Source organism: Allobosea lathyri (assembly GCF_900108245.1).
Lineage (GTDB): Bacteria > Pseudomonadota > Alphaproteobacteria > Rhizobiales > Beijerinckiaceae > Allobosea > Allobosea lathyri.
This window is the reverse complement of the sequence record NZ_FNUY01000012.1, coordinates 80,786-93,474: the sequence shown is the minus strand read 5'-3', so window position 1 is coordinate 93,474 and position 12,689 is coordinate 80,786. Positions and strand designations below refer to the sequence as shown.

10 protein-coding genes are annotated in these 12,689 nt (G+C 67.5%); 6 read left to right on the top strand and 4 right to left on the bottom strand.

The window, feature by feature from the left end; all coding sequences use genetic code 11:
- Positions 1 to 14: 14 nt before the first annotated feature.
- Positions 15 to 1,061, top strand: a complete 1,047-nt coding sequence (locus C4S73_RS23130) for a DUF2125 domain-containing protein (RefSeq protein WP_160115887.1) — start codon at positions 15 to 17, stop codon at positions 1,059 to 1,061.
- Between the two features lie 278 nt (positions 1,062 to 1,339).
- Here C4S73_RS23130 and rpoH read toward each other — a convergent pair whose 3' ends face one another.
- The 4 genes from rpoH to C4S73_RS23110 form a co-directional block, all read right to left on the bottom strand.
- Positions 1,340 to 2,236, bottom strand: a complete 897-nt coding sequence (gene rpoH / locus C4S73_RS23125) for an RNA polymerase sigma factor RpoH (protein WP_103874954.1) — start codon at positions 2,234 to 2,236, stop codon at positions 1,340 to 1,342.
- 212 nt (positions 2,237 to 2,448) lie between these two features.
- Positions 2,449 to 3,489 (bottom strand): RluA family pseudouridine synthase, encoded by a 1,041-nt coding sequence (locus C4S73_RS23120; protein WP_103874953.1) that lies wholly within the window; start codon positions 3,487 to 3,489, stop codon positions 2,449 to 2,451.
- Positions 3,490 to 3,553: 64 nt separating this feature from the next.
- Complete coding sequence (locus C4S73_RS23115; protein ID WP_103874952.1) at positions 3,554 to 5,332, bottom strand: heme biosynthesis protein HemY; 1,779 nt, start codon at positions 5,330 to 5,332, stop codon at positions 3,554 to 3,556.
- A 16-nt stretch (positions 5,333 to 5,348) separates the two neighbouring features.
- Positions 5,349 to 7,349, bottom strand: a complete 2,001-nt coding sequence (locus C4S73_RS23110) for a uroporphyrinogen-III synthase (RefSeq protein ID WP_160115886.1) — start codon at positions 7,347 to 7,349, stop codon at positions 5,349 to 5,351.
- A gap of 213 nt (positions 7,350 to 7,562) precedes the next feature.
- Here C4S73_RS23110 and tsaD point away from each other — a divergent pair, with 213 nt between their 5' ends.
- The 5 genes from tsaD (at position 7,563) to acs (ending at position 12,688) form a co-directional block, all read left to right on the top strand.
- Complete coding sequence (tsaD, locus tag C4S73_RS23105; RefSeq protein WP_103874950.1) at positions 7,563 to 8,666, top strand: tRNA (adenosine(37)-N6)-threonylcarbamoyltransferase complex transferase subunit TsaD; 1,104 nt, start codon at positions 7,563 to 7,565, stop codon at positions 8,664 to 8,666.
- Positions 8,663 to 9,661: an NAD(P)H-dependent glycerol-3-phosphate dehydrogenase gene (locus C4S73_RS23100; protein WP_103874949.1), complete on the top strand. Its 999-nt coding sequence runs from the start codon at positions 8,663 to 8,665 to the stop codon at positions 9,659 to 9,661. Before tsaD ends, C4S73_RS23100 begins: the two co-directional genes overlap by 4 nt.
- A gap of 11 nt (positions 9,662 to 9,672) precedes the next feature.
- Positions 9,673 to 10,002, top strand: coding sequence for a hypothetical protein (locus C4S73_RS23095; protein ID WP_103874948.1), 330 nt, complete (start codon positions 9,673 to 9,675; stop codon positions 10,000 to 10,002).
- Positions 10,002 to 10,409 carry an EVE domain-containing protein gene (locus tag C4S73_RS23090; protein ID WP_103874947.1) on the top strand — a complete coding sequence of 136 codons (408 nt, stop codon included), beginning with the start codon at positions 10,002 to 10,004 and terminating at the stop codon, positions 10,407 to 10,409. Before C4S73_RS23095 ends, C4S73_RS23090 begins: the two co-directional genes overlap by 1 nt.
- Positions 10,410 to 10,735: 326 nt before the next feature.
- Entirely contained in the window at positions 10,736 to 12,688 is a 1,953-nt protein-coding gene (gene acs / locus C4S73_RS23085) for an acetate--CoA ligase (protein ID WP_103874946.1), read from the top strand.
- Position 12,689: the final 1 nt, after the last annotated feature.

The following is a 12,689-nucleotide window of genomic DNA, read 5'->3' as shown; positions in this document are numbered from 1 at the left end:
TGGATCGCTACCGCATGACCGATATTTCGCCGACGCGCCGCCGCAGCCGTTTCTGGCTCTACGCGCCCTATGTCCTGCTTGCGCTTTTGGCCCTCGGCTGGTCCGGATTCTGGCTGGTGGTGCGCGGCCGCGTCGCCGAGGCCGTCGATACCGCGCTTGCGCGCGAGGTCCAGAAGGGGCGGACCTGGACCTGCAATGACAGGACGATCGCCGGCTTTCCGTTCCGCGTCGAGCTGCGCTGCTCCGGGCTGGCATTGACATCGACGCGCTGGGGCGAGGCCGTCAGGGTGGAGACCGGGCCGAGCGTCGCGGTCGGCCAGATCTACTCACCCAACCACGTCATCCTTCAGGTCACGAGCCCGCTGCGCGCGACGCTGCCGGAGGGTCGCACGCTCGATGTCACCTGGACCGGGCTGGACGCGAGCCTGATCCATCGCGGCGACGAACGGGTGTCGATCGTCATGACCCAGCCCAATGCCAGCCTCGCCACGGCTGGCGCCCCAACCGATAGCTGGCGGGCGACGACACTGGAAACCCATATCCGCCGCAACCCGACGCGCCCCGCGGCCGATCAGGTCGTCGATCTCGCTCTGACCGCCAAGGGCACCGTGCTGCCGGCGATCGATGCGCTATTGGGAACCAGCGAGCCCGGCGATATCGATCTGCAGGCCAGCGTGACGCAGACCGATGCCTTTCGCCTCGGCTTCAACCCCGACGCGCTCGAGGCCTGGCGCAATGCCGGCGGCCAGTTCGAGCTGACCCGGCTGACCTCGACCAAGGGCCCTGCGCGGGTCGAGGCAAGCGGACAGTTGCTGCTCGACCAGACGCACCGCCCATCGGGGCGCCTGCAGGTGGCGCTCGCCGGAATCCAGCAGATTGCCGGCATTCCGGTTGGCGGGCTCACATCGGGTCTCGGCGGACTGCTCGGCGGCCGGCTGAGCGCGCAACTGCCGGGAGCCGCCCCGGGCCTGACGCCCCTGCCCGCGCTCGTCCTTCGCGAAGGCCGCGTCTATCTCGGGCCGATCCGGCTGCCGCTCCAGCCGCTCGCGCCGCTTTACTGAGCGCAAAAAAGCCAAAGCACGTACGTCAGCCGATTATTCTCGGAAACACAGCGTCATCCTGGACGCAGCGAAGCGGAGCTCCGGGACCCATCGGAAGGCTCAGCCCTCTACGATGGAATCCCGGATCTGCGTGGCGGAGCCTGTCCTTGGGCCTGCCGAAGGCAGGACCCGAGGGCCGCTCGTCCAGGATGACGGCGTGTTTCCCCGCTAAAGAACATCCTGCAAGAAAAAGGGGCGCGAAACCGCGCCCCTTGGACATTCTGGCCTCCGCGACCGGATCAGGCTGCCGGCAACGCCGCGCGCGGCGATTCGATCCGGGTCAGCGCCTTCTTCACCGCGTCCTGAACCTTCTCGAAGGCACGCACCTCGATCTGGCGGACACGCTCGCGCGAGACGCCGAACTCCTCGGAGAGTTGCTCCAGCGTGATCGGGTCTTCGGCGAGACGGCGCGCCTCGAAGATGCGGCGCTCACGCGGGTTCAGCACCGAAAGCGCCTCGTGCAACGCCGAGTGGCGGTTGTCGGCCTCTTGCGAGTCCGCAAGCCGGCGCTCCTGGCTTTCGCTGTCGTCGACCAGCCAGTCCTGCCATTCGCCATCGCCATCCTCGCGCAGCGGCGTGTTGAGCGAGGCATCGCCGCCGAGGCGGCGGTTCATGTCGATGACGTCCTGCTCGTTGACGCCGAGCTTGGTCGCGATGCTCTTGACCTGATCGGGGCGCAGATCGCCCTCGCCCAGTGCCGAGATCTTGCTCTTGGCCTTGCGCAGGTTGAAGAACAGCTTCTTCTGGTTGGCGGTGGTGCCCATCTTCACCAGCGACCACGAGCGCAGGATGTATTCCTGGATCGAGGCCTTGATCCACCACATCGCATAGGTCGCGAGGCGGAAGCCCTTGTCGGGCTCGAAGCGCTTCACCGCCTGCATCAGGCCGACATTGCCTTCCGACACGACTTCGCCGATCGGCAGGCCGTAGCCGCGATAGCCCATGGCGATCTTGGCGACGAGGCGTAAGTGCGACGTTACGAGCTTATGGGCCGCTTCGCGGTCACCATGCTCGCGCCAGCGTTTGGCCAGCATGAATTCTTCATTCGGCTCAAGCATCGGAAACCGACGGATTTCGTCCAGATAACGTGAAAGTCCGCCTTCAGCGGACAGGACGGGCAGCGACGCAATCGCCATGCTCGTTCTCCTTGTCAGGCCCCCGCATCGCGGCAGACCCACCGCGCGATCAACCTTCGCGCAGGTTTCGGATATGACAATCGATCCAACGCCGGGAACCCTCCCGGGTTCGGCTGGATCCACCGCAGCGGCGCCCCCTTGGCCATCCGCATCCGACGGGCATTATATGCCAAGAGAGCTTGGCGGAAAGTGGGCGAAGAAGCCAGATCGGCTCACAGACTCGCGAGCGCTTCTTGCAGATTTGCAAAGTCGGCCGGCGGATCGGACTCAAACAGCACCTCCTCGCCCGTCACCGGATGCGCGAAACCAAGCACGGCCGCATGCAGCGCCTGCCGGTCGAGCGCCACCAGGGCGTCGCGAGCAGTCTCTGGCAAACGGCTGGCTTTCGTCGCGAAACCCGAGCCATAGAGCTGGTCGCCGAGCAGGGGATGGCCGATATGTCCCATATGCACGCGAATCTGGTGGGTGCGGCCGGTTTCCAGCCGGCACTCGATCAGGCTGGCGAGCGCTTCCGCCTCCTCGCCATTCTTCAGGAGCGGCGGATAGCGCTCGATCACGGTGAAATGCGTGATCGCCTCGCGGCCCTTGCCCTCGCCGACCACCGCCATCTTCTCGCGGTTGCGGTGCGATCGCTCTAGCGGAGCGTCGACCGTGCCATGCGGCCGGCGCGGAACGCCCCAGGTCAGGGCGAGATAGGCGCGCTGCAGCGGGCCGGTACGTCCGTGGTCGGCGAACTGCTTGGCCAGCCCCTGATGCGCCTTGTCCGTCTTGGCGACGACCAGCAGCCCCGTCGTATCCTTGTCGAGCCGGTGCACGATGCCCGGCCGCCGGACACCGCCGATGCCCGACAGGCTTTCGCCGCAATGCGCGATCAGCGCATTGACCAGCGTGCCGTCCTCATGCCCGCCGGCGGGGTGCACGACGAGGCCCGCCTGCTTGTCGATGACGATGAGATGGTCGTCCTCGAAGACCACCGTAAGCGGAATGTCCTGCCCGAGCGGGGCTGCGGGCTTCGCCTCCGGCATCACCAGAGCGAGCTGATCGCCCTCGACGACCTTGCGGCTGCCATCGGTGGCAACGAGGCCGTTCAGGCTGACGCCGCCCTCCTTGATGACCTGCTGCAGCCGGGCGCGCGAGATTTCGCCGGCCAGAAGCGCAAGAGCCTTGTCGAGGCGCACCCCCGCCTGCTCGGCTGTGACGTGCAGGGTGACGCCGGGGCCTGTCGCCTCGGTCTCGTTCAAATCGGGTTCCATGCCCGATGCTATAAGGGGCGCGGCGGCGGGCCGCACGCCTTTTCGCGCCGAACGGACAGTCGCCTCAGCCGAAAAGCCGGAACTTCGACTTTTTCGCCTCAAGAGGCTGCACATCCTCCGGCCCCGGATCATCCGGCGCATGCGCAACCGGGAAGATCACGGGCGTGGGATGCCCCGCACGAGACGTGGAGGCCGGAGCCGAAGGGCCGGGCGCAAGGACCTCGGCCGCAACCTGCCTGGGCTCGGGCCTGGATTCCGATTTGGATTCCGGCTTCAGATCCGGCTTGAGCTCGGGTTTCGGCTCGGGTTTCGGCTCAGGCTTTTGCTCCTGCTTCGCCGCCGGCTCCGCCACGGATGTTTCAGCGACGGCCTTGGCCTGTGCCTCAGGCTTGGTCTGTACCTCAGGCTTGGGCTCTTCCACAGCCGACGGCTTCACTGGTGCGGCGGCAAGCGTCGTCACGGACTCGACTGTCGTCACAGGCTCGGCCCGCGCCTCGATCAGCGGCGTCGAATCGTCGAGATCGGCAAGAACATCGTCGAGCGCCTGCGGATGATGGCCAAGCGTGGCCGGCGGCACCGTCCAGACGAAGGCATCGAGCCGGCCCGAAATCGGCGAGACCGGCATCCAGGTGTCGGAAACCAACCCGTCGGCGACCCAGGCGGCGTCACGCGGCGCACGGGTGGCACGCGAGAGCCATTCGCGCACGCGCCCGGCCGCACCATGTTCGGCCTCCTCCAGCTCCGCCATCAGCAGGCAGGCGCGCACCGAGGCTCCACCGGCGAGCAAGGGCTTCAGCGTCTCGCGCGCCCTGGCGAAATCACGGGCGTGGATCGCCGCGCCCGCAAGCGCGAGCACGCCCTCGGGATCGGAGGGCCGCAGCTTGGCCAGCGTGACCGCACGCGCGAGCCTGTCCTGCGCGCTGTCGCCGGGGCGAACATCGAGATAGGCAGCGGCGATATCGGGATGAGAAACCTCTTTCCAGGCCGCTTCGAGCAGCTTGGCGGCCTTCCGGATGTCGCCCCGCTCGGCCAGCATGCGGCCGGCCAGTGCTGCGGCGGGCGTCAGGCCCGGCGCGAGCTTGGTCGCCTCGAGCGCGGCGGCGAGCGCTTTTTCGGGTTCGCTTCCCTGCGCTTCCAGCGCCTCGGCTGCCAGCAGCACCGCACGCTGGCGCTTGGCCTCCGCCTTCTCGGCGAGGCGCAAGGCGGCGCGACGTTCCACGGCGGTGCGCGCCGCCTGCCAGTCGCCGGCATTGGTGTGAAAATCGAGCAGAGCGTCATTGGCCCAGGCGAGCGAGGGCGAACGGCGCACGGCATCGTCGGCAAAGGCGCGGGCAGCGGCCATGTCGCCGCGGCGCTTGGCCTCGACGAACAGGCCGCGCAAGCCGAGCACGCGGGTCTCGGGCTTGTCGAGCATGGTCTTGAAGGCGGCCTCGGCCGCTCCACGATCGCCCGAGAGCTGGGCAGCCTGCGCTTCCAGCAGCAGCGTGAGCGGTTCATTGCCGGCAAAGCGACGTGCTTCGGTCGCGTGCCGTCCCGCCGCGATGGGGTCGCCGGCGCCGATCGCGACCATGCCGCGCGAAACGGCCTCGAACCCGCGCGCCCGGCGCCGGGCACGCGAGGCAAAACTGAAAGCGGATGGCAGGCCAAGGACAAAGCGTGCGACAGCCCAGAGCAGCATCGCCGCCATCGCCAGCACGACGACGCCGATCGCCGCGATGGCGACGCTGGTCTCGATACGGTAGCCCTGCCACAGCACGGAAACTTCGCCCGGCCGGTCGGCCAGCCAGACGGCGCCGATCGCGAGACAGGCGAAGACGGCGAGATAGAGCAATACGCGAACCATGGACCTCTATCCTCCGTCAGCCGGCCGCGCCGAGCGCTGCAACGGCATCCTGCGCGATCTTGGCGATCGCTGCATCCGCCGCCGCCCGCTTCTGTAAATTCGATCCGAAATCGGCACTGGCGCGCCGCGCCGGCTCCGGCAACTGAGCCCACAACGCCGCCGCCGCGATGATGTTGCCGCCTGCAATCGCATTCTCCAGCCGGATCGGCAGCGTCGCCGGATCGTTGGCGCCGGTGTCCCCGATGGGGCGGATCGTGACGATGCGGCTGGCGAGCCCCAGCAGGCGATCCTGCCAGTCTCCCGATGCAGGCGTCACCTCGCGTGCAAACAGCGTGCGATGCGCCCGGAACTGCTCCAGCAGCGTGTCCCGCGTCGGAGCCCCCGAGGTCGCAACAGTGCTCAGCGCCGCGATCTGCTCCGGCGCGCCGCCGCCTCTGGTCAGCGCCGCAACATCGCTCGCGAAGGGCTTGCCTGAGGCGATCGCGCCCTGGATGCGCTCAGCCAGCACGATCCGCGCCGCAGCCATCGCTTGCGTGCTCGGAGCCCCCGCGGCCTTGGCAAGCGTCTCGACGCTGCCGATGCGGGTGAGCGCCTGATCGAGACGCTGGCCGAGTTCGGTCGCGGCCGCTTCCGCCCGTTGCGCCTGCGCACCGAGGCCGGCAACCGCTCCGGCTTCGGGAGCCTGGACGCGTGCGAGTTCGCTGGTGCGCGCGAGGGCGCCTTGCGCGTCGGCGGCAGCCTTGCCTGCGGCCTCGCTCGCGGTAGCGACCTTGCGGTCGAGCGCAGTCGTGCCCGCCTGAAGCGTGTCGATGCGGCCGCGCAATTCGGCGATCTGCTCGACGGTGATCGTCGGTGTCGCGCGACTGGCCGCCAGCATGACGAGCCCCGCGCCAACCACGCCACCGACAAGTCCGGCAAGCGCCAGCGCCGGCAAGGGCAGACGCGGCTTCTCAGATGCCGGCTCAAGTTTCTCGGCAACGGCGGCCGGCGGCGTGAATTCCTCCGGCAGGGCTTCGGTCGGCAACACCGCTTCCGGTGACGGGGCGGCCCCGGGCGACGGCTCGGCCGCAGCCTGCGCATTCTCCACCCCGTTCGCAGCCGGGCTGCCCTGCGGCGTCACGTCCTGTGCTGTCAGCGCGATGGTCGGGGCGGTCCGGCGCGCACGGCCGCGCGATGTCGCAGAAATCTCGGGCTCGCTCATCGGGTCCTTATCCGTTCCGACGCCCAGCGGCGCGACTGCGCTCTCTGTAGCATCGCCGCTTGCGCCATTGCGAGCGGACACTTGATTGCGGGCAGACACTTGATTGCGGGCAGACACTTGGTCGAGCGCCGCCAGCAGCGCCGCCTCCTCGGGATACTCGGCCACCAGCACCGTGCTGGCGCCAGCCGAGATCAGTGGCGCCGCGACATCGGCGGACATGGTGACATGGGTCAGGTCCAGCGCCTCGGCGGAGAGCCCGGCCGCCTGCGTCAGCGCAAGGAAGGTACGGGCGCCGCGCGCCGAGAAATGCAGCGCCGCGTCCGGCTTGCCCTGCCGCAGGGCAGCGTCGGCCTCCGCCGGTAGCGCTGCTACGGCCTGCGCCTCATAGGCAACCCAGTTGACGACCTCGTATCCGGCTTCCGCCAGCTTGTCGGGGATGTCCTCATGCCGGTCGCGCCCGACGATCAGCAGCAACCGCGCCCCCGTGGGAAGGTTGCGCTGGATCAGGCCGATCAGGTCGTTGCGATCGCCATCGGCGCTGCGGGCATCATCGAGTCCGGCATCGCGAACCCTTGCAGCCGTCCGCGCGCCGACGGTGAAGACCGGCAGGTCGCGCCAGGCGGCAGGCACGTCGGCAAGTGCCGGAACGGCATTGCCGCTGGTCAGGACGAGCGCCTGGAACGGCCCCTCCGGAGCGGGCTCGGGGAGCCGCACGACGGAGAACAGCGGCGCGATGATCGGATCATATCCGTGCGAGCGGACAGCCCGCGCCGTGCGCTCGGCATCGGCTCGGGGGCGGAACACGAAGATGCGCATATGGTCTCCTCTCGCCTCGGCACGCCCACGCATCAATCCCGCGCGCAGGGCAAACACGCAAGTCGTGGCCAAACGGGCGATAGTGCCACCCCACCCAGCTACCCCTTGGCCTTATGCCCGCCTGCGCACTATACGAAGGAATTGCCGGCGCGAAACCGCCGGGCCTTCATCCACCCCCGCCCCCTTATCACCCGCGAGACCAGTCGACCGATCATGCGTGTTCTTGGGATAGAGACGACTTGTGACGAGACGGCGGCTGCGATCGTCTCGATCGAGCGCTCCGGCGAGGCCAAAATCCTCTCGAACGAGGTGCTGAGTCAGATTGCCGCGCATGCCGCATTTGGCGGCGTCGTTCCCGAAATCGCGGCGCGCGCCCATGTCGAGGCGATCGACCGCATCGTCGCGCGTGCCTTCGAGACGGCCGGCCTCAAGCCCTCCGACATCGATGCGGTCGCGGCCGCGGCCGGGCCGGGTCTCGTCGGCGGCGTGATGGTGGGCCTGACCACCGCCAAAGCCATCGCACTCGTAACCGGGCGGCCCTTCATCGCGGTCAATCATCTCGAGGCCCACGCTCTCACCGCCCGCCTGACCGACGATCTCGCTTTCCCCTATCTGCTGCTGCTGGTCTCGGGCGGCCACACCCAGCTTCTCGCCGTGCGCGGCGTCGGCGATTATCTCAAGCTCGGCGGCACCATCGACGACGCCGTCGGCGAAGCCTTCGACAAGATCGCGAAAATGCTCGGCCTGGCCTATCCCGGCGGCCCCTCGGTGGAGCGGGAAGCCGAGAAGGGCGATCCCGAGCGCTTCGACTTTCCCCGCCCGATGGCGGGCCGCCCCAACCCGGATTTCTCGCTCTCGGGCCTGAAGACGGCCGTGCGGCTGGTCGCCGAGCGGATTGCGCCCTTGTCGGATCGCGACGTCGCCGATCTCTGCGCCTCGTTCCAGGCGGCTGTCGTCGATGTCATGGTCGAGCGCACGCGTGCCGGATTGCGCGCCTGCCGCACTGCGGGGATCACACCGTCGGCACTGGTCGTGGCAGGCGGCGTCGCGGCCAACCAACCGATTCGGCGCGGGTTGACGCGGCTTGCCACGGAAGCCGGTCTGCCCATGATAGCCCCGCCAATGGCGCTCTGCGGCGACAATGGCGCGATGATCGCCTGGGCCGGGCTGGAACGCCTTCGGCTCGGCATGGTCGACGACATGAGCGCGCTTGCCCGCCCGCGCTGGCCGCTCGATGAACTCCGGCCGCAGGACACGCCCAAGCCGGCTCCCGCCATGCCCGAACCGGCTGGCCAGGACCTCGCGGCGCGGACATGAGCAGCGCGGCGGAGTTCCAGACAATCGGCATCGCCGGTGCCGGCGCCTATGGCGCGGCTCTCGCACTGGCTGCAGCCCGTGCCGGCCGCAAGGTCCTGCTCTGGGCACGCGACGAGGCCACCGTCGCAGCGATCGCAACCAATCGCGAAGTCCCGCGCCTTCCCGGCGTCCCCCTGCCCGACTCGATCTCGGTGACAAGCTCGCTTGCCAATCTCGCCGAAGCCCAGGCGCTGATCGTCACAGTCCCCACCCAGAATCTGCGGCAGGCCTGCGACGCCATGGCGCGGTCATTGCCCGCAGGACGCCCGGTGATTTCGGCGGCCAAGGGCATCGAACAGGCGACCGGGCTGTTCACGACGCAGGTGATCGCTGAGGCTTGGCCGGGCTCGACCACCGCCATTCTCTCAGGGCCAAGCTTCGCCGCCGATATCGGGCGCGGCCTGCCCACGGCCGTGACGCTCGCGGCCGAGGATCCAGATCTCGCTCAGGCGCTGGCGCAGGCGCTGAGTTCGCCGGCTTTCCGCATCTATCACAGCGCCGATCCACGGGGCGTCGAGATCGGCGGTGCCGCCAAGAACGTCCTCGCCATCGCAGCCGGCATCGCGATCGGGCTGGGCTATGGCGAAAGCGCGCGCGCGGCACTGGTGGCGCGTGGCTTTTCTGAGCTGCGCCGCTTCGGCGAAGCTTACGGCGCGCAGGGCGAGACGTTGATGGGCCTGTCGGGCCTCGGCGATGTCGTGCTCAGCTGCGCCTCGGCTCAATCGCGCAATTTCGCCTTCGGTCTTGCTCTCGGACAGGGCAAGACTGCGGCGGAAGCAGCCGGCGGCAAGCTCGCCGAGGGCGCCTTCACCGCCTCGATTCTGGCGGAAATGGCTTTGGCGCGCGGCGTCGAGACACCGATTGCCGATGCCGTGACCGCGATCATCGCCGGACATGTCAGCGTACGCGAATCGGTGGCAGGCCTGCTGGCACGGCCGATCCGCGCCGAGATCTGAAGGAGAACGCAATGGCAGGCGACTGGTCGGACCTGACGAAGCGCGTGGCGCGAGGCCTCAAGGAGGTCAAGAAGACGACGGGCTCGGAGCTGGTCGCCGAGAGCATGCCCGTGGCACTGGCAGGCCGCGTGCCGGCAGGTCCCGTGATCCAGCATCGCCGGCGCCGCACCGAGGATACGCACCGTTTCGTGCTGATCCTGCCCTTCGGCGAGGGAGAGGTCCGCGTCGAGCTCGCTCCGCAGGATTATGCCGCGCTGACCCGCGAGATGGTGCGGTTCTGGAATGAACAGGGCGAAGCGGCATCGCGCCCGCCCGCTCCGCTGAAAGAGGACGAAGCCTGATGGCACATTGGCTGATCAAATCCGAACCCTCGAAATGGTCCTGGGACCAGCAGGTCGAGGCCGGCGCGAAGGGCACGCATTGGGACGGCGTGAAGAACCACACCGCCAAGCTCAACCTGATCGCGATGAAGCAGGGCGATCAGGTCTTCTTCTACCACTCAAACGAGGGGCTCGAGGTCGTCGGCATCGTCGAGGTCATCAAGGAAGCCTATATCTGGATCCCCGGAGAGCCCTGGGTTCTCGTCGACTTCAAGGCCGTGAAGCCCCTGCCCAGGCCGGTGACGCTTGCACAGGTCAAGGCAACGCCGGAACTGGCCAAGATGGCGCTCGTCACCTCCTTCCGCCTGTCGGTCCAACCGGTGACGGACGACGAATGGAAGCTGGTCTGCAAGATGGGCGGGCTCTGAGCCCCGCCCGACCCTGACCGGCCGGGCCGCTGGCCGCGCGCCTGTATTCGCATGGTCTTCCCCGATGGCGCAGCCGGGCTGCCCGCGGGCTCGCGATTGCCGGGCTCGCCGCCTGCCGTTTTTCGCCACGCTTTGCCCCGCCTATCCCCACCAAAAGTCTTTGAAACCAAAGTGCGAGGGCTGACGGCTTGCCGCCGCTCTTTCGCGCTTTATGATGCGCGCAATTCGAAAGAAGCGGTCGTTTCTTGCCGAAGAATCCGGCACTCATTTCATGAGCCGCGACGAAGATGGGCTGATTGCGGTCCAAGTCTGGGGAGACGCCTGTAATGTCCGAAACGATCTATGACGTCCCGGCCGCCTGGGCCAAGAAGGCGCATCTGAACGACGCCAAATACAAGAAGATGTATGCGGCCTCGATCAAGGACCCGGACAAGTTCTGGGGCGAGCAGGGCAAGCGGATCGACTGGTTCAAGCCCTACACGAAGGTCCGCAACGCCAGTTACAAGCCGGGCAAGGTCTCGATCAAATGGTTTGAGGACGGCACGACGAACGTCTCGTACAACTGCGTCGACCGGCATCTTGCCACCCGCGCCAAGCAGACCGCGATCATCTGGGAGGGCGATGACCCCTCCGAGTCGAAGAAGATCACCTACGGGCAGCTCTACACCGAGGTCTGCAAGTTCGCGAATGTGCTGAGGGCGAACGGCGTCAAGAAGGGCGACCGCGTCACCATCTACATGCCGATGATCCCGGAGGCGACCTACGCGATGCTGGCCTGCGCGCGTCTGGGCGCCGTCCACTCGATCGTGTTTGGCGGGTTCTCCCCGGACTCCGTCGCAAGCCGGATCGAGGATTCCGATTCGAAGATCGTCATCACCGCCGATGAAGGATTGCGCGGCGGTCGTTCGATCGCCCTGAAGAAGAATGTCGACCTAGCCGATGCCAAGGTGAAGGGCGGCATCGGCAAGGTCATCGTGGTCAAGCGCACGGGCGGCAATGTCTCGATGCAGGAAGGCCGCGACGTCTGGTATCATGAGGAGGCCGCGAAGGTCTCGGGCCATTGCCCCCCGGTGGAGATGAAGGCGGAAGACCCGCTTTTCCTGCTCTATACGTCGGGGTCGACAGGCAAGCCCAAGGGCGTGCTGCATACGACGGGCGGCTATCTCGTCTATGTCGCGATGACCCATCAATACGTCTTCGACTATCATGACGGCGACATCTACTGGTGCACCGCCGATGTCGGCTGGGTCACCGGCCACAGCTATATCGTCTACGGCCCGCTCGCCAATGGCGCGACGACGCTGATGTTCGAGGGCATTCCGACCTATCCGACGATCTCGCGCTTCTGGGACGTGATCGACAAGCACAAGGTCAACACCTTCTACACCGCCCCCACCGCGATCCGTTCGCTGATGGGCGCTGGCGAGGAGCCGGTGAAGCGGACCAAGCGCAAGTCGCTGCGCCTGCTCGGCTCGGTCGGCGAGCCGATCAACCCGGAAGCCTGGGAATGGTATCACCGCGTCGTCGGCGAGAGGCGTTGCCCGATCGTCGACACCTGGTGGCAGACCGAGACCGGCGGCATCCTGATCACGCCGCTGCCGGGCGCCACCAAGCTCAAGCCGGGATCGGCGACGCGGCCCTTCTTCGGTGTCAAGCCCGAGATCGTCGATGCCGAGGGCAAGGTCCTGGAGGGTGCGGCCGAAGGCAACCTCGTCATCTCCGAGAGCTGGCCCGGCCAGATGCGCACGGTCTATGGCGACCACAAGCGCTTCGAGGAGACCTATTTCGCGACCTATCCGAACAAGTACTTCACCGGCGACGGCTGCCGGCGCGACGCTGACGGCTATTACTGGATCACCGGCCGCGTCGACGACGTGATCAACGTCTCCGGCCATCGCATGGGCACGGCCGAAGTCGAATCGGCGCTGGTCGCACATCCGTCCGTGTCGGAAGCCGCCGTCGTCGGCTATCCCCACGACATCAAGGGCCAGGGCATCTACGCCTATGTCACGCTGATGACCGGCGAGAAGCCCAGCGATGCGCTGCGCAAGGAACTCGTCGCCTATGTCCGCAACGAGATCGGCCCGATCGCATCGCCGGACCTGATCCAGTTCTCACCCGGCCTGCCCAAGACGCGTTCCGGCAAGATCATGCGCCGCATCCTGCGCAAGATCGCGGAGGACGAGTTTTCCGCGCTCGGCGACACCTCGACCCTGGCCGATCCCGCCGTGGTCGATGATCTCATCGAGAACCGCCAGAACAAGCGCAAGACAGCCTGAG